Annotated in this window: 17 protein-coding genes, 2 pseudogenes and 1 riboswitch; of the genes and pseudogenes, 15 read left to right on the plus strand and 4 right to left on the minus strand. The window is 45.3% G+C overall.

All coding sequences use genetic code 11. The features are described 5' to 3' along the window. The first annotated feature begins 134 nt into the window (after window positions 1–134). The 3 genes and pseudogenes from MIC7113_RS23370 to MIC7113_RS36805 all read left to right on the plus strand — a co-directional run bounded on the left by MIC7113_RS23370 (window position 135) and on the right by MIC7113_RS36805 (window position 3,002). Window positions 135–1,247 (plus strand): LptF/LptG family permease, encoded by a 1,113-nt coding sequence (locus MIC7113_RS23370; RefSeq protein WP_015184669.1) that lies wholly within the window; start codon window positions 135–137, stop codon window positions 1,245–1,247. 113 nt (window positions 1,248–1,360) lie between these two features. Further along, a pseudogene (locus MIC7113_RS23375) lies at window positions 1,361–1,891 on the plus strand (IS701 family transposase); the annotation flags it as partial. Between the two features lie 82 nt (window positions 1,892–1,973). After that, window positions 1,974–3,002 (plus strand): annotated as a pseudogene (locus MIC7113_RS36805) (IS630 family transposase). A 180-nt stretch (window positions 3,003–3,182) separates the two neighbouring features. Here MIC7113_RS36805 and MIC7113_RS23385 read toward each other — a convergent pair. After that, a complete protein-coding gene (locus MIC7113_RS23385) occupies window positions 3,183–4,607 on the minus strand; it encodes an NADP-dependent isocitrate dehydrogenase (protein WP_015184672.1) in 1,425 nt (474 codons plus the stop codon). Between the two features lie 437 nt (window positions 4,608–5,044). On the opposite strand from MIC7113_RS23385, the gene MIC7113_RS37770 reads away from it, so the two are divergent. The 5 genes from MIC7113_RS37770 to MIC7113_RS23405 all read left to right on the plus strand — a co-directional run bounded on the left by MIC7113_RS37770 (window position 5,045) and on the right by MIC7113_RS23405 (window position 10,605). Continuing rightward, on the plus strand, window positions 5,045–5,212 hold the full coding sequence (locus tag MIC7113_RS37770; RefSeq protein ID WP_216596340.1) for a hypothetical protein: 168 nt from the start codon (window positions 5,045–5,047) through the stop codon (window positions 5,210–5,212). A gap of 445 nt (window positions 5,213–5,657) precedes the next feature. Further along, on the plus strand, window positions 5,658–6,392 hold the full coding sequence (locus tag MIC7113_RS23390) for a response regulator transcription factor (RefSeq protein WP_015184673.1): 735 nt from the start codon (window positions 5,658–5,660) through the stop codon (window positions 6,390–6,392). A gap of 164 nt (window positions 6,393–6,556) precedes the next feature. After that, window positions 6,557–7,324, plus strand: coding sequence for a GUN4 domain-containing protein (locus tag MIC7113_RS23395; RefSeq protein ID WP_015184674.1), 768 nt, complete (start codon window positions 6,557–6,559; stop codon window positions 7,322–7,324). 176 nt (window positions 7,325–7,500) lie between these two features. After that, window positions 7,501–9,063: a GAF domain-containing sensor histidine kinase gene (locus MIC7113_RS23400; protein WP_015184675.1), complete on the plus strand. Its 1,563-nt coding sequence runs from the start codon at window positions 7,501–7,503 to the stop codon at window positions 9,061–9,063. 114 nt (window positions 9,064–9,177) lie between these two features. Further along, the gene (locus tag MIC7113_RS23405; RefSeq protein ID WP_015184676.1) at window positions 9,178–10,605 is read left to right on the plus strand and encodes an IctB family putative bicarbonate transporter; all 1,428 of its coding nucleotides are present in this window, start codon (window positions 9,178–9,180) and stop codon (window positions 10,603–10,605) included. Window positions 10,606–10,666: 61 nt separating this feature from the next. On the opposite strand, the gene smpB is transcribed toward MIC7113_RS23405, so the two are convergent. Further along, window positions 10,667–11,134 carry an SsrA-binding protein SmpB gene (smpB, locus tag MIC7113_RS23410; RefSeq protein WP_015184677.1) on the minus strand — a complete coding sequence of 156 codons (468 nt, stop codon included), beginning with the start codon at window positions 11,132–11,134 and terminating at the stop codon, window positions 10,667–10,669. A gap of 191 nt (window positions 11,135–11,325) precedes the next feature. After that, a riboswitch (Glutamine riboswitch) is annotated at window positions 11,326–11,404 on the plus strand. A gap of 34 nt (window positions 11,405–11,438) precedes the next feature. Between smpB and MIC7113_RS23415 the strand changes: the two genes are divergently transcribed. From MIC7113_RS23415 to MIC7113_RS23425, 3 genes are all read left to right on the plus strand, one after another. Beyond that, entirely contained in the window at window positions 11,439–11,786 is a 348-nt protein-coding gene (locus tag MIC7113_RS23415) for a DUF4278 domain-containing protein (RefSeq protein WP_015184678.1), read from the plus strand. Window positions 11,787–12,088: 302 nt separating this feature from the next. Then, on the plus strand, window positions 12,089–14,305 hold the full coding sequence (locus tag MIC7113_RS23420; RefSeq protein ID WP_015184679.1) for a serine/threonine-protein kinase: 2,217 nt from the start codon (window positions 12,089–12,091) through the stop codon (window positions 14,303–14,305). Window positions 14,306–14,405: 100 nt separating this feature from the next. After that, complete coding sequence (locus MIC7113_RS23425) at window positions 14,406–15,743, plus strand: TMEM143 family protein (protein ID WP_015184680.1); 1,338 nt, start codon at window positions 14,406–14,408, stop codon at window positions 15,741–15,743. Between the two features lie 121 nt (window positions 15,744–15,864). On the opposite strand, the gene MIC7113_RS23430 is transcribed toward MIC7113_RS23425, so the two are convergent. Further along, the gene (locus MIC7113_RS23430; protein WP_015184681.1) at window positions 15,865–16,911 is read right to left on the minus strand and encodes a YheT family hydrolase; all 1,047 of its coding nucleotides are present in this window, start codon (window positions 16,909–16,911) and stop codon (window positions 15,865–15,867) included. A gap of 353 nt (window positions 16,912–17,264) precedes the next feature. Between MIC7113_RS23430 and MIC7113_RS23435 the strand changes: the two genes are divergently transcribed. After that, entirely contained in the window at window positions 17,265–18,005 is a 741-nt protein-coding gene (locus tag MIC7113_RS23435) for a response regulator transcription factor (protein WP_015184682.1), read from the plus strand. Window positions 18,006–18,618: 613 nt separating this feature from the next. Further along, a complete protein-coding gene (locus tag MIC7113_RS23440; RefSeq protein WP_015184683.1) occupies window positions 18,619–18,948 on the plus strand; it encodes a hypothetical protein in 330 nt (109 codons plus the stop codon). A gap of 147 nt (window positions 18,949–19,095) precedes the next feature. Here the strand turns inward: MIC7113_RS23440 and chlP are convergent, their stop codons facing one another. After that, window positions 19,096–20,319 carry a geranylgeranyl reductase gene (gene chlP, locus MIC7113_RS23445; protein ID WP_041781193.1) on the minus strand — a complete coding sequence of 408 codons (1,224 nt, stop codon included), beginning with the start codon at window positions 20,317–20,319 and terminating at the stop codon, window positions 19,096–19,098. A gap of 358 nt (window positions 20,320–20,677) precedes the next feature. Between chlP and MIC7113_RS23450 the strand changes: the two genes are divergently transcribed. Then, on the plus strand, window positions 20,678–21,694 hold the full coding sequence (locus tag MIC7113_RS23450; RefSeq protein ID WP_015184685.1) for a sulfate/molybdate ABC transporter ATP-binding protein: 1,017 nt from the start codon (window positions 20,678–20,680) through the stop codon (window positions 21,692–21,694). Between the two features lie 191 nt (window positions 21,695–21,885). Further along, a complete protein-coding gene (locus MIC7113_RS23455) occupies window positions 21,886–23,550 on the plus strand; it encodes an ABC transporter substrate-binding protein (protein WP_015184686.1) in 1,665 nt (554 codons plus the stop codon). Window positions 23,551–23,671 lie beyond the last annotated feature (121 nt).

The following is a 23,671-nucleotide window of genomic DNA, read 5'->3' on the forward strand; positions in this document are numbered from 1 at the left end:
TAGTTACCGGGTTAAAAACCTGGGATTAACTTGTCGTCGCTTCTAAAAAACTACCCCGTGAAGGTTAACCACTGACTGCAATGAAATCAGGTTCAAGTCAATTTTTCTATTCACTAATCCCTGGCATATCCGTCATGGATCGGTACATTGTCACTGAACTAATACCGCCTTTTTTATTTGGGGTTGGAGCCTTTTCCTCAGTCGGCGTCGCGATTGGTACCCTATTTGATTTAGTCCGAAAAATAACGGATGCGGGATTACCCCTAGGGATTGCGGTTCAAGTGTTGATGTTGAAAATGCCCCTATTTATTGCCTATGCATTTCCAATGTCTACTCTCTTAGCCGCGATGATGACATTCTCTCGTCTCAGCAGTGATAGTGAGTTGATTGCCTTGCGTGGCTGTGGTGTGAGTCTCTACCGAATTGTTGCGCCTGCGGTGGTTTTGAGTTTGGTGGTGACGGGTATGACGTTTTTATTTAACGAGTTGGTGGTTCCTGCTGCCAACCGCCAAGCCACTGTCACGATGGAGAAAGCACTGAAAGAAGAAAAACCATCCTTTCAAGAGAATAATATTTTCTATCCCGAATATGGAGAGGTTACACAGCCGGATGGTCAAAAAATCAGGGCACTCAAGCGCTTATTTTATGCCAATCAATTTGACGGCGAACGCCTGAAAGGTTTGACCATTTTAGACTGGTCTCAGCAAAGTCTCAACCAAATTGTAACGGCTGAATCTGCTATTTGGAACCCAGCGCAAAATACTTGGGATTTCTTCAACGGTACCATTTATGTCATCTCGCCGGATGCTTCTTACCGAAATATTGTGCGATTTGAAAATCAACAATTAAAATTGCCCAGAGCGCCTTTCGATCTGGTTGGGAAAGACCGGGATTCGGCTGAAATGAATATTGCCCAAATTCATGAGTATAAAGAAATTATCAAGGTTAGTGGCGATGCCAAAAAACTCCGTAGACTTGATTTACGGGTTCAACAAAAACTCGCTTTTCCCTTCATCTGTTTGGTCTTTGGATTAATCGGTGCAGTATTGGGCACTCGACCTCAACGTACAGGTAAAGCTACGAGTTTTGGGATTAGTATTATTATTATTTTTACCTATTATTTATTAAACTTTATCTGTGAAGCATTAGGTCTGTCTAATGTTCTTTCTCCAATTATGGCAGGCTGGTTGCCCAATGTCTTTGGTGTAGGAACAGGAGCATTCTTGTTATATAGAACGGCTCGTTAAATAGGATGTACTGACAGTAGGGTGCATTAGGCGCAGACTATCCCTCTTTTGTCACTCTGGTCAGAGTAAAATTAGAGAAGACCAATAGAACGCCTGCCAGATGGGAGTTTGCCATGAACTTACCTAGAGATGCGATTGCTACCGTTTCCTTTGTGGATCAGTACTGTGCTGTCTACCAGAATCTGTTTCCAGAAGTGAGGAGCTTTGAATGTTTCAAGTTCCTGCATTTAGGGATGATTTCAGAAATCAAAAGAAAATCTTTGCCTGCAATTGCGAGAGCCGTAGGACTAGAAAGCTCACAATCGTTACATCATTTTCTCGCCAACTCGCCTTGGGATATAGAAACGGTGAGACAACAACGAATTGAGTTAATAAAGCTGGCTTTAAAAGAGCGAGAAATTATCCTATGTATTGATGAAACTGGAGACAATAAAAAAGGTAAAAGTACAGATTATGTAGCGCGGCAATATATTGGAAACTTGGGAAAAACTGAAAATGGGATAGTATCGGTCAATGCTTATGGAGTTTTAGAGGGTATTACATTTCCCTTAATTTTTAAGATATTTAAGCCAAAGTCTCGCTTGCAAGAGAAAGATGTTTATAAAACTAAACCTCGGTTAGCTATAGAAATTATTCATGAACTATAGCAATCCTAAATCATTTGTGAAAACTCAGACTCATCGATATGCTTAAATAAGCCATAGCAGGAGGAGGCGTTGTTGAGCAATGGAAGAGTTGATGGATTTCATTCAAGGAAACCCAGACTCCAGGGAACTAAAACGAGCGCTGGCTGTGCAGATGGTAATGCAAAACTACACTCATGCTCAGATTGGAGAGATTTTGCGCGTGTCTGTAGGATTTGTCAATAAGTGGAAATATGCGTTTTTGTCACAGGGCATTGTCGGATTGAGACTTAAGCATCAAGGGTCGAGAGGTTATCTTAATGATGTGCAAAAACAAACAGTTATTAGCTGGCTCAAACAAAAGAATTACTGGCATTTAGACGAACTAAAGGAACACGTCGAAGATAGTTTTGGCGTGGTGTATGAATCAAACCAGAGCTACTACAAACTGTTTAAACAGGCAGATATCAGTTGGAAAAAGACGCAGAAGAAGAATCCTAAAAAAGACCCTGACTTAGTAGCGAAAAAAAACTTGAAATAACGGAATGGCTAGATACTAATCAACGTGAGATTGTGTCTGGGGAACTCGTTGTGTTTTTTGAGGATGAATGCCATCTGTTATGGGGGGACATCTGTGGTTATGTCTGGGGTAATACAAAAGAACGAATTGAAGTTCCCGTAATCAACGAGCGGCAAAGACAGACGTATTTTGGTGCGCTTAACTATTACACACAGGAATTTTGGGTTAAGCCTTATAAACAGGGGAATTCACAGAGCGCGATTGCCTTCGTGCAATACTTACTCAGGCAGTATCCTCAAAGCCGTATTGCCTTGAGAGAGGGATGGAGCCAGCTATCATCGTTCGGTTGAATTTAGAGCGTACTTAGATTCCGTAAATCAAGGACTTGATGAGAACGAATGGAAAGTTACTTGTATTCAGTTTGCTCCCAATGACCCAGAACAAAATCCTGTGGAAGACATTTGGCTGTATGCCAAAAGATTTGTGAGAGAGTTTTACCACTTATGTAAATCCTTCGCGGCAGTCAAGAGATTATTTGAACTCATTACTCATCATCAAGTCTTCGATTTTCCGAAAATCTTTATGTATAACTCATGTTCACGAATCATTTAGGATTGCTATAGTACAGCAAATGCCTCATCTTGAAATCCTTGTTCTTGTTGATAAAACCAAATTCTAAAATCTGGATCAAAGATGATATTCCATTCCATAACTCCACTATATTCTATATAAAGAAAAAGGAAAAATTGGAAGTTGACCTTTTTCCTTTTTCCTTTTTCCTTTTAGTTTGCTTTATTTGAAATGCTTGATGATTGCATCAGCAAACTCGGAACATTTCAAAGGTGGATCGACTGGTGGTTCCATCATCCGGGCTAAGTCGTAAGTAACTTTCCGATTAGCGATCGCATCCCCAATTCCCTTCTTAATCAGATCCGCCGCTTCCTGCCAACCCATAAATTCCAACATCATCACCCCCGACAGGATAACGGAACCTGGATTAATCCGATCTAACCCAGCATGTTTCGGTGCCGTGCCGTGAGTCGCCTCAAAAATGGCGCAAGTGTCACCAATATTGGCTCCTGGCCCCATTCCTAAACCACCTACAATCGCCGCCGCCGCGTCAGATAGGTAATCTCCATTCAGGTTCATGGTGGCGAGAATCGAATATTCATCCGGTCGCGTCTGGATTTGCTGAAAAATGCTGTCAGCAATCCGGTCATTGACCATGATCTTCTCTTTCCACTGACCATTGCCGTGAGTGTCCCAAATGGCATTGAGAACACCTTCCACTTCACTGGTAACTTCAGCTTGTTTCTCCGGCGTCAGGGCATCGTAGCCCGGTTCAATCTGACGAGCATTCTCTTCCAGAGTAATATCAGGATTTCGTTCCTTGTTGCTAAGAATCCAGGATTCCCGTTCCGTCACACATTCAGCCCGAAACTCAGTTGTAGCTAGCTCATAGCCCCAATCTCGAAAGGCTCCTTCGGTGTACTTCATAATATTGCCCTTATGCACCAAAGTCACCTGCTGCTTATCTTTGGGAAGCCGCAAGGCGTGCCGGATGGCACGGCGTACCAGACGTTGGGAACCGGTTTTACTAATGGGTTTAATACCAATCCCAGAGTCGAGGGGAATTTGCTTTTTGCCGTGTTCGGGTGTTCCTGGGATTAGCTCATTATTGAGGAGCGAAATCAGTTTTTCAGCCATTGGGCTACCTTGACGCCACTCGATTCCCAGATAGATATCCTCGGTGTTCTCCCGATAAATAATCACATCGAGTTTTTCCGGTGTTTTGTGGGGAGAGGGTGTTCCCGCGTAATACTTACAGGGGCGTACACAGGCGTAGAGGTCGTTAATTTGCCGCAGGGCAACATTGAGTGAACGAATCCCACCCCCGATGGGGGTGGTTAATGGCCCTTTGATCGCAATGCCATATTCTTTAATGGCTTGGAGCGTGTCTTCGGGCAAATATTGATAAGTGCCGTATTTGTCACAAGCTTCGTCACCCGCATAAATCTTAAACCAGCTAATTTGTCGCTTATCACCATAGGCTGCGTGAACAGCGGCATCGAATACCTTTTGGGCTGCTGGCCAAATATCAACACCTGTGCCATCACCGCGAATGAAGGGAATAATCGGATTGTCCGGAACGATGGGTTCACCCTCTTTGAAGGTAATGCGAGAGCCGGTATTTGGAGCAGTTATTTTCTCGTACATAGAGCAGTTGATTGGAGTCGAGATTAGCATCGGTAGAGCCTAGGTAGGCCAACTACCCGATCCCTCTTGAAAGGAACTTTAACCGCAACTTAGCAGGCAGTCTTTTCCGACATAGGGATGAGAAGCTTCGTTAGAAGCTAGCATCTTTGTGTTGAGACTGCATCCGACAAGAGGTTAATTTTTGTATAAGTGAATTTAATTTTTGTAACCCTTATCCAACCAGATGCCGATGATCCTCATGGCAAGAAAACAGCCAAGTTCCACAACCCTAAACGCTTTATCTAAGCCGTCCCGGCTTTGAGCCAGTGTAGAAATAAGCCATTATGCTGTAAGAGAGCATCTTAGGCGCTAAAGAGCAAAGCGAGGCTTGAAGTAACAACAAGGTGCCTGAAGTCCGATAGTCTAGACTCGCTGATCGGCGTCTGCGACCCTATGGCTTGTCATGGCACTCCTATGTTAAAGCTGTTAAAGCGAAAGCGATCGCGCACAGCGCAGCGCCAGAGGCAGACGCTGTGAGCCACATAGCGATGACGCTACCTAGCCCCAGCGTGAACGTGCCTACAGCATTATCCCGATCCGTTGAGACGGCGAGAGTGTTTGGTTAAGCCAATGCCAAAGTGCGTAGCGCAAAGCCTAGCTATCCTATTTGCGCTCTTGGATTAACGCGCTTGAAGCCTAAAATTCCTCTTAGCTGTGGAAATTTTCCACAATTAGGCTAGAAAAAGACCTAGGGCAAGCGCCTATCCCCATCCATCTCAGTCTCCGTACTACCAATCGAAATCGCCCTCATGCAACTTATGATCTCAAGTGACAAAATAGACCTAAATTCGACCTAAGACAGAAAATCTGATTTTGATGACCTTGATCTTGAGGTCGCTTTCGCCTTTGGGCACAGTTTAGATGCTGCACTCGGATTCAGGTAAACAGAATAAATATGATGTATTGCTTATCTCAGTCCTACTCTCAATCCGCCCAACCAACACGGATGGGATATAGATTGAGTAATCTAATAACCGGGACTCTGGTAGGAAAGGTGGCTCTAGCAAAACGATGAAAAAGATTTTAATCGTTGACGATGATCGAACGATGCGAACGGTCTTGACTCGCTACCTGAAAAATCGGGGATACCAAGTAGAGCAAGTGAGTTCTGGCATCGATGCTTTAGTGGCTTTTGCCAAAAATCCACCAGATTTGGTCGTTTCTGATGTAATGATGCCAGAAATGGATGGATTAGAATTTTGCCGTCGGTTGCGATCCACACCTTCCGGTCAACTGATGCCATTTATATTTTTGTCAGGGAAGGGAGAACTAGAAGACCGAATTTATGGTCATGAGATTGGAGCTGATGATTATTTAACCAAACCCGTTGACCCTAGAGAATTAGTCGCTAAAATTGAAGCGCAGCTAGAGCGCACCCGCCGCATCCATTCTGAGATTATTCGGTTAATGCAACTGTCGATGGGTTCACGCCCTACCTCATCATTCAACCCATCTTCGCTCGAAGAAACCGCAGAGATATCGGAGACAATTCCTGAGGAAGCGAGTACACCGATGCCTTTACCCTTGACACCCGCAGAAGAGCGTGTGTTTTGGGAAGTGATTCAAGGATTGACTAACAAACAAATCAGCGATCGCTTATTTATCAGCCCCCGCACCGTTCAGACTCATCTCAGTAGCATCCTTAATAAGCTAGGACTAGAGAATCGCGCTCAACTGATTCGTTTTGCCTACGAACAGGGATATCAAGCGCCGAATGAAGAGAAAGAAAGTCAACAGGAGGGATGAACCGTTTGGGGGACTCGGCAGAACCTCGGCAAAGTCTATGTATAACCCATTACCCCAAAAACCGATTGTAACCGTTTAGGGCAAGAATCTAAGTTCCAACCTTCCAACTTTTAGCCCTTACCCGCCACAATTAATATTGCCGCAACCAACAACCAAGCCGCTTCATGACAGACCACACCACTGCCTCAGTAACAGAAGACTCTGATCGCCCTTTAGACAGTGCCGTAGGCAATCCCATGGCTGAGCTCATGCACCAGCTTCGGACAAGTTCGGAAAAAAAACAGCTTCAGCTCATTGCCGAACTGCCCAGCTTAGGCGAGACTGGCTTAGACGCCTTAATGGAATTTTTAAAAGAGCAACAGTCCACTCCAGCGAATCTTGTTATCGGTCTTGCCTACCAAACGCTGTACCAGACCAATACACCCAACGTCAAAGCTTTTCTACAAAGCCATTTCCCCACAGGGGTCGTGCCGTTGAAGTCTGAGGTTGGGATTGACTATCTGCCTCTACAACAGCAACTTGTCCAGGCTGATTTTCTCGCTGCTGACCGTTTTACATTAGAAAAACTCTGTGAATTAGCAGGCCCTGCCGCATCGGGACGAAAATGGCTGTACTTTTCTGAAGTCGAAAATTTTCCCATTACCGATTTACAAACCATTAATACCCTGTGGTTTATTCACTCTCAAGGCAAATTTGGATTTACTGTCCAACGGGAACTGTGGCTGTCGATGGGCAAAAACTGGGAAAAGCTTTGGCCTAAAATCGGTTGGAAGACAGAAAACAATTGGACTCGTTACCCAAACGGGTTTACATGGGATCTCAGTGCGCCTAAAGGTCATCTACCCCTTTCTAATCAACTACGAGGTGTACGGGTTATCGCCTCTCTCCTCTCTCACCCAGCTTGGACTACCACAAACAAGGGGGATGGTTAATGGAATGGGTCATTGAAAGACTCATTACTCACGTAAGTTAGTCTCAAAACAATCTCCATACCTCCTAATGTTTGTTCTAGACGCCATCTGGGAACGTTATGTATATCTCATGGCGGATAAAACTTCAAGAACACTGAGAGCCGCTCAAAGCAATAGGTATGGAGCTTTAAGATTTTATGACCAATCCGGAACCCCGAATTTTTTGTCGTTTAGATGGTTTGACGCCCGCCGCACGAGAACAAAAACGGCTCACAGCGCTTATAGAGCTTGGCCTACTCGAAACGGAAACCGTTACTGTTTTTGAGGAAGCGGCTCAAACGGCAGCGCGGCTGATAGATGCCCCCATTGGCATTTTAGGCGTCATGGGGCAAAATGACCTGCACATCAAGGCAGCCGTCGGTTTATCCAGAGTTGGGCTGATGAATCAGTTGGCAAAGTCGCGCCTGCTGCCGCGAAGTGAAAGCTTTTGCACTTATGTGGTAGACTCTCATCAAGTTTTGGCGATTTACGATACGGCAATTCATCCCATTTTTGCCAGTAGTTTGTTGGTTGGACACTACGGCATCCGTGCTTATCTGGGTGCGCCGCTATTGACGGCAGATGGGCTATGTTTAGGTACGCTAGCCGTCATGGATTGGGAACCTCGCTCTTTTAGCGCCAAAGAAATTGAATTGCTAGCGATTACAGCTCGCTGGAGTCTGAGCGAATTTGAGCGGAACCGTTTTTTACAACAAGAATACAGCAGCTCTATCCAAAAAATACCTTTATCATCCACTATCAGTCAGTACCGAGGGGGGTGGGGCGGTGAATCAACAACGGATAGGCAGGATGTTTCCCAGGATTTTTCTGCTGGTCTTAACTCTGGTAACTCCATTAAACTCCAATTGCTCGCTCAGTTGACTCAGGAACTCCGAACCCCCTTAACCTCTGTGATGGGAATGGCTAGCGTACTGACACGCCAAGTTTATGGCCCTCTCACCAGTAAACAGAAGGAATACTTGGAAATTATTCATCGTAGTGGTCAACAGTTAATATCGCTGGTTGATGAAATTGTTGACCTCAAGATTTTGGATGACGGCAGCGAACAGCTGCAACTGACATCCGTCGATATCGAAATGCTTTGTCAACAAGCCATCAATAGCCTGTTAGAAATTGCCCAACGTCAGCAACTCGAGATCCGTTTATCGGTTGAGCCAGGAAATCGCATTGGGTTGCTGGATAAGGATAAAGTCAGACAAATCCTCTATTACCTCATCTATAGTGTGATTCAATCCGCTGAGGCAGGGAGCGAGGTTCGCCTTCATGCTTCTCGCAAAACCGACACAATCAATATGGCGGTTTGGGTTTCTCACCCTTGGTTAGGGGATGGGTTACCTCAGTTCGGTGAGGGAGTTGTTGAATCGTATTTACCTTCATCAGCGATTGCTGCTGTTTCTACGGCTCTAGAAACTTCACCAGACAATAGTGAGATGGAAAGCAGCGAACTGATTGCAATGTGTTACCTATCACCGACTGCTCCGGTGCTTTCAAGTGCTTTGCTCCCGGTACCCTTGAGTTTGAACAGTAAACCCAACAAGACTCCTGAGAAGCCTGAGTCCCGTGAGAGCCTAGGGCTATTACTCAGTTCCCATTTGGCAGAACTTCATGGGGGAGAAATTTCCGTTCAAGGCTCCACAGAAGCCGGGTATCGCTATGTTGTGACGCTGCCTTTATTTGAGTCGGAGAAAGAAAGGTTGTAGTCTAGAGTCCGGAATCCAGATGCAGCCTTCAGAATTAAAACTCAAAGAATCTTGATTTTGGGTTCTGAATTTTGCATTTTTAAGGCTTCTAGTCTCTCGCTCTTACTCCCTATTATGAATTCAGTTTGGCAACAGCTTACTCTGTCAAATTTACAGTTGTATCAGTGGCGAGGCGCTAGCTATTTATATCGGCTGGTGGGATTGCTACAGTCTTGGCGTAGGGGCAGCTACGTCATGCAGTGGGCTGAGCCGATAGGGGCACTGTTGGTGGCTTTAGTGCTGGTTCTAGCTCCTTTTGTCGGGAGAAGCAACAATGCACTGATTGCTGTTTTGTTATCAGCCTGTGGGGCTTTTTGGGTATTACTTACCCTATCGGATGAGGCAGGACAGCGACAAGGTCTTCACCCGAAGGTGACGCCCATTCATCTTTTGGTGTTGTTGTATTGGGGCATTTCCGTGGTGGCATGTGCCCTCTCGCCCGTGAAAAAAGCAGCGGCTACGGGATTGGGGAAGCTAACACTTTATTTGTTGCTATTTGCCTTGATGGCGCGGGTATTGCGCTCGCCCCGCCTTCGCTCTTGGATTATTGCTCTGTTTCTCCATGTCTCACTGTTTATTAGTGTTTACGGGCTACGACAGTGGTTTTTTGGGGCAAAAGCGCTGGCGACTTGGGTCGATCCCACCTCAAGTGCGGCAAAACTGACGCGGGTCTATAGTTATTTAGGTAATCCTAATTTACTGGCTGGGTATCTGATTCCGGCTGTTGCTTTGAGTTTAGCCGCGATCTTCGTTTGGCAGCGCTTACTCACCAAAGCCTTGGCAGCAACCATGTTTGTCGTGAATTCCGCCTGTCTGGTGTTAACCTTCAGTCGCGGTGGCTGGATTGGCTTTGTGGTCTGTCTTTTCGTCTTCTTGGTGCTGCTGGTGTACTGGTACAGCGTTCAGCTACCATCCGAGTGGCGTCCTTGGGCAATGCCCGTACTAGTGGGCGGTTCGGCGGCTGTGATGATTCTGGCTGTGCTGTTTGTGGAACCTGTGCGCGATCGCGTTGCTAGTATGTTTGTCGGTCGGGAAGATAGTAGTAACAACTTCCGGATTAATGTCTGGTCAGCCGTTCTAGAGATGATTCATGATCGCCCCATTATCGGCATTGGCCCAGGCAACCAGGCGTTCAACAAAGTCTATCCCCTCTACATGCGTGCTCGCTACAGTGCTTTGAGTGCTTATTCCATTTTTCTGGAAGTGGCTGTGGAAACCGGTTTAATCGGATTGTCCTGTTTCCTGTGGTTGCTTGTTGTCACGTTTAATCAAGGTGTCCAGCAAGTGCGTCGTTTGCGGACGTTAACTAACCGTAATAGCTTTTGGTTAATGGGTGCGATCGCGGCGATGTTTGGAATGCTTGGTCATAATCTTTTTGATACCGTTTGGTATCGTCCCGAAGTGAACACCCTCTGGTGGCTGATGGTCGCTCTTATTGCCAGTTTCTATGTCTCTCCCATTGCTGATACGTCAACCGTTGAAGAGTTGAAGGTTGAAGGTTGAAGCCTCCTAAGCGGCTAAATTAGCAACTTGCTTTCCCTTTAACCTGCCAACATTCAACCCTTTAATCGCGCTTCATCGCTCGTGCCATATCTCGCTTATCTTGACGCTCCTTCAGGCTTTCGCGCTTGTCATGGAGCTTTTTTCCTTTGCCTAGAGCAATGGTGACTTTGACAAATCCCCGCTTGAAGTACATTTTCAACGGCACCAGCGTCAAACCTTCTTGTTCCACCTTGCCGATGAGCTTGCGGATTTCCTTTTTGTGTAACAAGAGTCGGCGAGTGCGACGCGGGTCATGGTTAAAAAAATCAGTGGCTTTTTGGTAAGGCGAGATATGCACATTCAAAAGCCAAGCTTCTCCATTCCGAATCAGGGCATACCCGTCTTGTAAATTGGCTTTCCCCTGTCGAATGGACTTAACCTCGGTTCCCTTTAACTCAACTCCTGCTTCGTAAGTTTCTAGAATTTCATAGCGGAAACGGGCTTGCCGATTATCCGCAATCACTTTATAACTATCACTCTTTTCACTCATACCAACAAATTTAACGTCAGACGGCAAGCAATGTGAATTATAGAGGCAATTCCTTGTACTGGGTTTATTGTGTTACAACCTGTCACACGCTGAAGAGAATGGATACAGGCCATTTGCCATCCCATTGTAAAGATTTGTTAAAGACTTGACAAATAACCTAAAAATGGTAACAATAGATACAGAAAGAAAAAATCGTTCATCTCTCTTAGCCCAATAAAAATGTCGCTAACAGGGAGACGGAAGTAGGGACAAACCCCGAAGGAACGCGCCTCATACCACTACAGTTCATTTAGAGGCGAAAACCATGAAACTCTCTTATCGCGGTGTTGAATACGATTACAACCCCCCAGTTGTTGAAACCACAGAAGATGTAGTCGGGGGCAAATATCGGGGTCTAGATTGGAGATTCCGCAATATGAAAAAGCCACCGGTGCTGCAACCCAGGGTTAACCTAACCTATCGCGGTGTTCATTACCAAAATGGTGTGGCTCCAGCTACCAACAGCACCCAACCCACAACGATTCCTGCTTTCTCGACTCAAGATAAAGCGCGTTCGCTGATGCTGAATTCCCAGCGAGTCATCAAGAATCGTCAGCAAGCCATGCTATATCGTTCCGCAGCGGAAGTTGGATTGCTCGCGCATCACTCCTAATATCCAGCCATAATTTTAAGAAAGAGCCTATCTGGCTTTTCCTAGAAATAATTAGCTGATGAATAAAAATACTCCCTACATTAGGGGGTATTTTTTTGTTAAATACCATACGCTTAGGGATTGGTAAATAGGGTCATTCCTCATGCTTTAACTATTGAGCGGTACGAGGTAGAACGGGTGCATGAGATTTTGGTATAGCTTACCCCTACAGAAAAGGTATTAATGTCCGGGATCATTCTAAAGTTGTGTGCAAAAATCGAGTAATCATCACTGCGATGCCTGCATTCCTTCGGCGAAACTGCATGAACCTGGGACTCGGACAAACAATTGGTGGACGCTACACCATCATCAGCCAACTGGGACAAGGTGGCTTTGGCAGAACCTTTGTGGCACAAGACCAACACCTGCCCGACCACCAGCAGTGTGTCGTCAAGCAACTGAAACCTCAAGCGACAGACCCCTTTACCCTGCAAACGGCAAGGCGTCTATTTGATACGGAAGCTAAAGTCCTACATCGGTTGGGAAGTCACGACCAAATTCCCCAACTTTTTGCTTACTTTGAGGAAAATCAAGAATTTTATTTGGTGCAGGAATTCATTGAAGGGGATGACCTCAGTCAAGAACTCACCCCCCCAACCCCCCCTTATCAAGGGGGGGCTAATACAGGTAATCCCTCCTTGTACCAAGGGAAAGCTAGTGCAGGTAATCTTCCTCTTTACCAAAGGGGAGCTAGGGGGGGGCAATTAAGTGAAGATAAGGTGATTTCCCTGTTAAAAGAAATCCTGGAAATCTTAGATTTTGTTCATCAGCAAAACGTCATTCATCGAGATATCAACCCGCGAAATATCATTCGGCGTAAGCAAGATGGCAAGTTAGTTTTAATTGATTTTGGGGCGGTTAAACAAGTTAGCACTCAAGTCGTTCAAGGAGGGCGAACAAACATTACGATCGCCATTGGTACTCCTGGCTATTTACCCAGCGAACAAGCCAACAGCAATCCTAAATTAAGCAGTGATATTTATGCTGTAGGAATGGTGGGAATTCAAGCTCTGGCTGGCATCAGCCCTGAGCAACTGCCAATCAACCCCGATACAGGTGAAATTAGTTGGCAGGATAAGGCATCGGTTAGCCTTGAGTTTGCCGAAGTATTAGATAAGATGGTGCGCTACGATTTCCGGCAACGCTACCAGTCAGCGGCTTTAGCCTTACAAGCGCTGAACGAATTAAAGACTATTTCTAAAAGTACTGTTTCCTTGCCTGCGGCTGCATCATCAAAACCTATTATTGCCAAGCCAAAACTATCTAAATCGTTACTGTACAAAGTTTTAATTTCAATGGGTGTCCTCAGTTTGGGGTTGGCTGCAACCGTTTTAATCGTTAACTTGGTGAAGTCTTCTAATGCAACTGACTTGTATAAACGGGGCGATACATTTTTAGAATTGAAGCGATATGATGATGCACTTGCGTCTTATAATCGCGCTGTTGAACTGAAACCTGAATACGCAGCGGCTTGGAATGGAAAAGGGAATACTCTTTTAGCTCTGAAGCGGTATGAAGAAGCCCGTAATGCCTACGACAAAGCGATTCAAATTCAGCCGGATTATGCAGAAGCTTGGATTGGGCGAGGGAATGCCCTAGATTCTTTGCAGCAGTACAAAGAAGCTATTAATTCGTTTGATAGAGCACTTGAATTTAAATCAGATAGTCTAGAAGCCTGGAATAATAAAGGCAATGTGCAGATTAAATTGCAGAAATATTCAGACGCGATTGCATCTTTTGATAAAGCCATTGAACTTCAACCCAATTACGCTCCCACCTGGAACCATCGCGGCTGGGCACTGCATAATTTGAGACAATATGAAGAGGCTGTTAAATCATATAACAAAGCAGTTGAATATCAACCCGATTTCCCTAATGCTTGGTATCAGCGCGGAAATGCGTTAATTAATTTACAAAAATATCAAGAAGCGGTGGAATCTTATGATAAAGCCGTTCAATTTCAGCCCAACTTTTATAAAGCCTGGTATAGCCGAGGCAGCGCCCTCCTTAACTTACGGCAATACGAGCAAGCCTTTGCCTCATTTGACCAAGCCGTTAAATTCAATCCTGATGATTCGGAAGCTTGGTACAATCGCGGCTGGTCACTTCATCAATTGCAACGCTACCAAGAAGCTGTTGCTTCTTACAACAAGGCAATTCAATTACGGAAAAAATTTTACCAAGCCCAATATAATTTGGGGAATGTATTTTATAAATTAAAACGCTACCAAGATGCGTTCGTGTCTTACAACAAAGTTTTAGAAATTCAACCCAACCACTACGAAGCTTGGTACAGTCGGGGCAATGCTTTAGTTAACTTAAAGCGATATCAAGACGCCATTGATTCATATAACAAAGCACTTCAATACAAGCCAGATTATCAAGCTGCCAAAGACGCCCGGAACCAAGCGGAAAGTCAGCTAGATTCGGTACCCAAGAAGCCAGAAGAGCAAAAACAGCAGGGGGAAGCAAAGAACTAATCCCAGGTATCATCTATCATGGCTTGTAGAAGGATATAAGATGCGACAACTCCCGTAGCGTTTTATCTTTGAAAAGGACTAAGAAGGTACGCTGAGGATTATGGCTGTATATAAAGACAGGGAGGCATTCATTCCCTATCGACGAACAGACTTGATTGAACTTTGTATAGAAGATGGTCAGTTGGATGCCGTGGAAGCGCAGAAGTTTCGAGAATTCTGTTCCATTCTTTCTGCCTATTACCATTTTCAGTTTCATGCCTATCTAGAAAGCTTAAAGGATAATTATGCTCCTTTTGATCCGGATGCTGATACCAAGTATCGAGTTGAAGTTAGTTCCCAAGATCGGGCCGCTATGGAATCTATGCTGGTTGCCGACTTTAAGAGTATCTTAGAAAGAGCCAATTACATTCCTCTATCCCAAGAGAGCTTACAAAGAGCCTTTGAAGACAGATCATTGATTGAACTGAAAACCCATGTCGATTTTAACGACTTTGAGCAGATGGTTTGCTACTGTCGAGGTGATATTGATAAAGCGGCTTGGGTGAAAAAATTTCTCAGGAAAAGAAAAAAGACTATCAATGTATTTGAACGGGTGGTTTTGTTGATTAAATTCAAAGATGAATCTTATTTTGCTTCCCAAAAAACCAAACCTGATAAACTGAAATTTATTCCTGGTAAAATGTACGTTTACCTCTATAAGAATATTCCCAAATTTGATATAGAATTATTATTTCCTAATGTCAAAACGAGTATGACATGGAAAGACCGTATCTTGTTTGGAATTCCAGCGATTGGAGCTGCCATTCCACTCGTCCTGAGAGTTCTACCCCAACTATTACTAGTGATCAGTGTTATTTTGTTTATCACTGTCGGTCCCGAATATTTAAAACAATTAAAACAATCGACGCCTAGCCAGGAAGAAGTGCGGAATATTATGCCTGTGCTAGTGGCTATCTTATCCCTAGCACTCACCCTAGGGGGATTCGCTTTTAAGCAATACACTAATTACAAAAGTAAGCAAATAAAATTCCAAAAGAATGTAACAGAAACTCTTTTTTTTAGAAATCTAGCTAGTAATGTTCGCGTTTTTCAGTCTTTAATTGATGCGGCTGAAGAGGAAGAATGTAAAGAGATTATCCTTGTCTTTTATCACCTGCTAACCAGCCAAACACCTCTTACCCCCGAACAGTTGGATAACCGAATTGAGGCATGGATGGATGAGAAATTTGGCACCCAGATTGACTTTGATATTCATGGCCCCCTGCATAATTTGGAAGTGATACGTGGCAAAATCGCCCAGGATGGCTCCTCAACAAATACACCTGATATAGCAATACTCACCAGAGATTCTCAGGGCTATTGTCACCTGCTCTCTTTAGACGAGGCTTTAGCCGTAATTGACTACATTTGGGATAAAGCTTTTCTCTACAGTCTTTAGCAAAAGATAAAGGCAAGATATTGACCGAGCTTGTAGGTGTACTTGGGTTCCATACGCAGAAGTAGAAACCTGACTAACCTTGTCTTAAAAAGGCTGATTTTAGGGTCAATCCCATGATCAATCACTGTTTACACCACTCTAAAACGCGATTCCATGCCCACCAACAATCCAGGTCATTCGCTTGACGCTGACATGCTTTGCTACTGAGATACCCCACATGACCCCCGTGTCTAGTTAACATCAAGTCGATCGCAGAATTACCAGCACAAGCCGCTTTTAAGTCCGGTACAAGGGTGGGATCAAACAGGGGATCATCGGCAGCGTACAGGATGAGAGTTGGTTTTTGGAGATGAGGTAATAGATGAAGCGCACTGCTCGCGTCATAGTACTCTTCGACGGATGAAAAGCCTAAACGCGAAATTACTAATTCGTGGTCAAAGCCCCAAATACTGTTAGCTCGCTCAATGGCGGCTGGGTCGATTGCTCCTGGATGAGCCTCATGAATTTGCCAAGCGAGTTTTTTGAGTTGCCGTGCGATCGCTTTTTCCAAATACTTCCCCAATGGAGCGTTAACCAGATAGTTAAGAGAGCGGTTGGAATCCAAGCTAGGACAAATCACTGCCCCACCACCAATATCTGACTCACTAAGCCCCAAATCCTGCCCCCAACTCTCTATGGTTTGTCCAGCTTTAACACCCCATAACGCCAGTTGCCCTCCTAGAGAAAACCCTGTAAACCAGAAGGGAGCCGGACACCCCATGGCCTTAGCCTGAGCTGCAATGCGGACAAAATCTTCTCCCTCATATAAGCCATCAGAGGTTAACGTCGGAGATAACTTAGCTGTTTTGCCGTGAGCTCGCCAGTCAAACAGAACCACGGCATAGCCTTGGGCAAAAGCCTTACGCCCTAGTAGTCTAAGAAACCATTGGTTATCTAGCTCGCCTGTAATCCCATAGGTACCCACAAAAGTGGCTTGGGGATTCTCAGGAATGGCAACAAGTCCGAAAATCGGCACACTTTGTGCGCCCCTAAAGATTTGTTCTTGGTAAAACGGCTCTGTTGCAGAGGTAGTCTTTTCCCAATGACGGGATGCTCTCAACGCCGTGTACAGCGTCATGAGTAGTCCATTCTGGAGCCACCACGGTGGAGTGTAAGGGGGATTGGGCATACTGGGGACAGTGAAAGGACAAATAGGACACTATTGCTCGGAGTGAGCCAACCCATAGAAGATCATCGTCAGTGCCAAGGGTGAGATTAGCCTGACGTGAAAATCTTGACGGCACAAACGCTTCAGCCGATAGCCGTTATTTCCTTTATAAATCTTTACACATTAGACTTTGCGGAGGAAGCAAACCGGCTAAACGATAGACTCACGGTCAAATCGCTACCGAAAAAAGTTCAGTTACCCCTAGTTTCTTCAAAAAGAATATAGAATCTGTGCTTATAATCAGTAAAGTATTTTTAGCTCATCTCACAGTTCTTATCGAACGTTAACAGACACCTTAGTTCACACTCTTAGTGATGCCCCGGATACTGGTCATCGACGACGACCCTGCAATTTCAGAATTAGTCTCCATCAATCTGGAGATGGCTGGTTACGAAGTTAACCAAGCCGCCGATGGCATCAAAGGTCAGGCACTGGCTCTCCAAATCCAGCCCGACCTGATTATGCTTGACTTGATGCTGCCCAAAGTTGATGGCTTCACAGTCTGCCAACGACTTCGCCGGGACGAGCGGACTGCCGATATTCCTGTATTGATGTTGACTGCCCTAGGTCAAACTCAAGATAAGGTAGATGGCTTTAATGCTGGTGCCGACGATTACCTGACTAAACCCTTTGAACTCGAAGAAATGCTGGCGCGGGTACGAGCGTTGCTCAGACGCACAGACCGTATCCCTCAAGCCGCCAAGCACGCAGAAATCCTGAACTATGGGCCTTTAACCCTCGTTCCCGAAAGGTTTGAAGCGATTTGGTTTGAAGAGACGGTTAAACTTACACATTTAGAGTTTGAACTTCTGCACTGCTTACTCCAGCGCCATGGTCAAACTGTTTCTCCCAGCGAAATCCTTAAGGAGGTTTGGGGTTACGATCCAGATGATGATATCGAAACCATTCGGGTGCATATTCGCCATCTCAGAACCAAGCTAGAACCTGATCCCCGCCATCCCCGTTATATCAAAACCGTTTATGGTGCAGGTTATTGCTTAGAGTTACCCACCGCTGATCAGTCTACGGCAGAGGCTGATTCAGAAGCGAGTTAACATTATCCATTTCAGATTATTCAGCCAACTATAGGGTCACTCCACTCACCGGATTGACCTATTTTTCTATTGAGAAATGCACTGAAATTATTAGAAATCCCAATTCCCTATTTCTTCCCGATCTCTTCCTCAAATTTTTTACTTCCGCCCTGTACACTCAAGACAAAATCAGTTAATAGATAACGATACAAATGAGTGATCCATCTCTAAGAAGAGTGAGCGCTCCTCCATAAATGATAGCCGTAGAGTGAACAGTGATACCAAGTTGCATTCAAACATATAACTTTCTCTTTCTCTTACCTCAGCGTACTCTGTGCCTCTGTGCCTCTGTGGTTCGTTAAATTCTACGTTAGATAGCAACTCAGTATGACGCTGCCACATAGCCGCTAAGCACCAACAGCATTATTCATCAGGGTGTCAATCAACCTTAATTAAAAACCTGATCAAACCTTTAGAGAAAATAGGTTTCTAAAGGTAGCCTGAGCTTTGAGAGAAAAATATAAAACTTTTCAAGGGAGTCTGCCCTCGCATTCATTGCAGCTACCGCTTGATCAGAATAACTCTCTCCTAATACCTACCTGAACCATGGCATGTGACACCAGAGGAATGAAAAATGGATATAACATTCGTCAATTTAACCTTATTAAAGATAAATGGAGAGATTGAGAATCTGTCAGGTCATATTTATCCGACGGCGACGTATCAGAAAATTTTGAATAATCCGAGATTACGGCAAAAACTATTAACCTACATCTTGGATAGGGTTCCCAATAACTATGCTGCGCTCAATGCGGATAAAATCGTTACCATTTCCCCTGAATCTCTATACTGTTCAATCCGTGAAAAGGTGGAAATCAAACAATTTGTTCAACAAGGCGTTGTTTATCTCATCCTGTCAGAACTTAACAAAAGTTCTTTACTGAACCAACGGGATGCAGTCTGAAGCCAAAGCCAAAATTCTATTGATAGTAGCTGGAAAATTTTTAAATCCAAAAGGAGTGGAGCATTCATCTGAGACATTGAGATTACAATTAAATGTCTTGGGACGAATGCCTCACTCCTCTGGAATAATTAGGATAATGGCTGAGTTCTAGGGAGCTAGAGCATTTCCCCGCAGCAGGCTACCAATCGTCTTGGCTGTTATTTTCATTTGCACAAAAGGATTGGCGGGTACAACGGTTTTGTAGAGATAGCTGTCAAAGGTTAATTTTTGCACATCCTTGTCAGCACACATCTCGACAAACGCCTCACGGGTGGCGTCGGAGCGATAGAAGACGGTTTGGAGAATATCCAGGACTTTGTAGGTCATGCCGTACTTCTTATCCCAGCGCTTCAGATACAGCTTGAGGTCAGCTTCTGTGGGGATGCGAGTCCCGCCGTTGGAGGTTTCGACAATGGTTTCGGCACACATCCGAGCGGATTTGGCGGCAAAGTAAATGCCTTCACCCGAAGACTTGGTGACTGTACCGGCAGCATCGCCCACTAAGGCCACCCGACCGACGACGCGGCGCGGTCTGGGGTGTTCTGGAATGGGGTGAGCTTCGACTTTAATGATTTCTCCCCCTGCCAAGCGTTTGGCGGCGCGAGCACGGATACCGGCTTGCAGTTTTTTGATGTCGGCTTTATTCACCTTCATCGTGCCGGTGCCAACGGCGACATGGTCATATTTGGGGAAAACCCAAGCGTAAAAGTCGGTGGAAACGTCGTTCCCCACATACATTTCTGCCAGGTCTTCGTAATAAGCCATTTTGTCTTCTGGCAGACGGATGCGCTCTTGGAAGGCGATTGCATAATTATAATCCCCAGCGTCAATGGCCTTCGCCACGCGGGAATTAGCCCCATCAGCTCCAATCACGAGATCAACCTTCAGAGTCTTGGCTGTTCCTTCCAGACTGCCATCTGAATGGTCGGCGTAGTGGATGGTATAGGGATCTGTATTATTGGTCGGAATATCGAGTTTGTGAACGGTACCATTAATCAGCTTGGCACCTAACTTGGCGGCGCGGTTACGCATGAAGCCATCGAGGACTTCGCGGCGGCACATGCCAATATATTCGTGTTCTTTTTCTATGTTGATATCAACTTCGACATTAGACGGTGAGATCATTTTCATTTTTCTCACCCGACGGTCAATAATTTCCGGTGGCAGGTCAAACTCACTCACCATACACAACGGAATCGCGCCACCACAGGGCTTCGCGTTGTCGAGCTTGCGCTCAAACAGATAAGTTTCAATTCCGGCTTTTGCCAAAGTCTCTGCGGCAGAAGAGCCGGCTGGCCCTGACCCAACAACAGCAACTCTAAGTGCTGGCATGTTTTCTCCAAATCTTGCTAGAGCTACGGAATGCATGGTATCACGGACTTTCGGCATAGCTGACCGACAAGCTTATATATTGGCTCAACTTGAAATACTGCTTAACAACTGAGCATCACAGAACTTAACAATTGATAGAGTGATTGGTCATCCTGTAGGATACGTCGCGACGCCGCCAGCTACAATTTTTTTTTCTAGTTACTTTATAAAAAGAACACACAAAAAGCCATTATTTTATGATATAAAACTACAGTAATCCCATCTAAGAACCGGGGATTATAGTTGTAGCGGTTAACTCGCTATCTTGCCACACCGCCCAGTAGAAAAAAGCCGATCGCTTCATAGAGGGTTCATAACCGTGGGTATTGTTGTTGAAAATGTATCTAAACAGTTTGGTAGTTTTAAGGCTGTTGACAACGTCAACCTAGAAATCAAAAGTGGTTCCTTAGTCGCTTTACTCGGTCCATCCGGTTCTGGGAAATCTACGCTGTTGCGGGTGATTGCGGGTCTAGAGCCACCGGACACCGGTAAAATTTGGCTAACGGGCAAAGATGCGACGAACACTAGCGTCCAAGACCGCAATATTGGGTTTGTGTTTCAGCACTACGCCCTGTTCAAACATCTAACGGTGCGACAGAATGTTGCCTTTGGCTTGGATATTCGCAAAACACCCAAGTTAAAAGTGAAGGCGCGAGTAGAGGAACTACTAAATTTAGTGCAGTTAGGTGGCTTAGGCGATCGCTATCCTTCCCAATTATCGGGGGGTCAGCGGCAGCGTGTCGCGTTGGCACGAGCCTTAGCCGTTCAACCCCAAGTCTTGCTGCTAGATGAACCCTTTGGAGCCTTGGATGCCAAAGTACGGAAAGACCTTCGTGCCTGGTTACGACGCCTGCATGATGAAGTCCACGTGACAACCGTTTTCGTGACTCATGACCAAGAAGAGGCGATGGAAGTCTCCGATGAAATCGTCGTCATGAATAAAGGACGGGTGGAACAGGTGGGAACACCGGCACAAGTTTATGACAATCCCGCCACGCCGTTTGTAATGAGTTTCATTGGCCCTGTGAATGTGTTGCCTAGCAGCGCCCAGATTTTTCAAAGCGGCGGCTTTGATTCTGCCAATCCTGAAATCTTCTTGCGCCCTCACGATATTGTTGTAGAAACCAAGCCCAACGGTTCAACCGCCCCGGCTAGGGTGACACGTCTGGTGCATCTGGGATGGGAAATTCAGGCAGAATTAACCTTGGGCGATGGTCAAGTCGTGATGGCGAATCTGACACGAGAACGATTCGATCAGTTGAAGCTAGAACCCAATCAGGAAGTTTACGTCAAACCCAGAGACGCCAAGGCATTTCCGCTGTATTACGAAATATAAGTTAAGGGGTATCCAACAGAAAATCCATCTTTGGTAGGGCACGGCATCGTTAATAATTAATAACTGTGCCTCAGCTTAGATATGAGAATTGCCGTGCCCTGACTGGCTGAAAGATTGGCATTGAGCTATGTTGTATAGCTGAATATATATAATTAACTTCTGCCTTATCGCCAATCTCAAATCAATCCCCAATGCAAGTGCTTAACTGGTTTCGTCTGTCTCGTAAACGCTGGTGGTCTATTGGAAAATACCTAACATTATGGGTCTGTTGCTGCATTCTCGTCATTAGTTGTGGAGGACGCCCCAAAACGGAACAAGCGGCTGCACCCAGTACTAGCGCTAGCGGGACTGGTCGGTTGATCGTTGGCACCACTCTAAAACCCAGGACACTCGATCCAGCCGATGCCTACGAATTGGCAGCGAGTAATGTTCTCTATAGTTTGGGCAATCGCCTCTATACTTACAAGCTGGGCACAGACGAGATCGTGCCACAACTGGCAACAAAACTGCCCGAAGTCAGTCCGGATGGTTTAACCTACAAGATTCCCCTGCGCGAAGGGGTGATCTTTCACGATGGGACACCCTTTGATGCCCAAGCCATGGCATTTTCCCTCAAGCGGTTTATGCAAAACGGAGGTAAACCCTCGTCCCTGCTAGCGGATGTTGTGCAATCGGTGGAACCGTCGGGCAAGTCCGAACTGACGATTAAACTGAAAAAGGTTTTTGCTCCATTTCCTTCACTCCTTGCCTTTTCCGGGATGTGTGCGGTATCGCCCAAAGCCTATGAGATTGGCAGTGGCAAATTTCAGCCGACAAAGTTTGTAGGAACTGGCCCCTATAAGCTAACCGCGTTTAATGCCAATTCCATTCGTTTGGATGTGTTTGACCAGTATTGGGGAACCAAACCCCCAAATCAAGGGTTGGATTATCAAATCCTCACCAGTTCAGCAAACCTATTTAATTCTTTCCGCACGGGTGCCGTTGATATTGCCTATCAAACCTTAGATCCCGATCAGATTACCAGTCTGAAAAATGGAGCCAAATCCGGCGGTTGGCAAGTCATTGAAGCGCCAAGTAATGTAGTGAGTTACATGGTGCTGAATGTGAAGCAAAAACCGTTGGATCAGCTAGAAGTGAGACAAGCCCTTGCTTCCCTCATGGATCGAAAACTGATCAACGAGCGCATTCTTAGAAACCAGGCACAACCCGCCTATACCCTAATTCCAACTAGCTTCCAGGCTTCTAAACCGACCTTTGAAACCGCCTACGGAGACGGTAATTTTGCTAAAGCCAAAGAACTATTGACAAAGGCAGGATTTAGCAAAGAGAAACCCTTAAAGTTAGAGATTTGGTACCCCACCGGCTCAGCCGTTCGGCAACAAGTGGCTAGTACCTTAAGAGAATATGCAAGCCAAAAATTAGAGGGGATACTTCAAATTCAACCACAACCGGTGGAGGCTCCCACCTTATTTGCCAACATCGGCAAAGGCATTTATCAGACAGCTTTAGTGGATTGGTATCCCGATTTCTCCGATGCCGACAACTTCATTCAGCCTTTAGTGAGCTGTAGCAAAGGTTCAGAAACTGAAGGTTGCCAAGAAGGCGCAAGTAAAAGTCAGGGTTCATTTTATTACAGCGATCGCATGAATAAACTAATCGAGCAGGAACGCGCCGAACAAAACCCCCAAAAACGCCAACAAATTTTTGCGGAAATTCAAGAATTGCTAGCTAAAGATATTCCCTTAATTCCGATTTGGCAACCCCAAGAATATGCCTTTGCTAAACAAGAATTAAAGCAAGTTCAGCTAGACCCCATTCAGCAGCTTCCTCTGTGGCAAATCGCCAAAGGAGCTTAAACAAACAGTCATCCCATCAGCGCGATCACTCTTAAAAGTAGAGAGTGATCACGACAAATCCTCCTCCTAACCCTCTTCTTTCCCACGCCATACAGACGAACTAAAAATCAACTGCAAAACC

It is taken from the genome of Allocoleopsis franciscana PCC 7113 (assembly GCF_000317515.1).
Taxonomy (GTDB): domain Bacteria; phylum Cyanobacteriota; class Cyanobacteriia; order Cyanobacteriales; family Coleofasciculaceae; genus Allocoleopsis; species Allocoleopsis franciscana.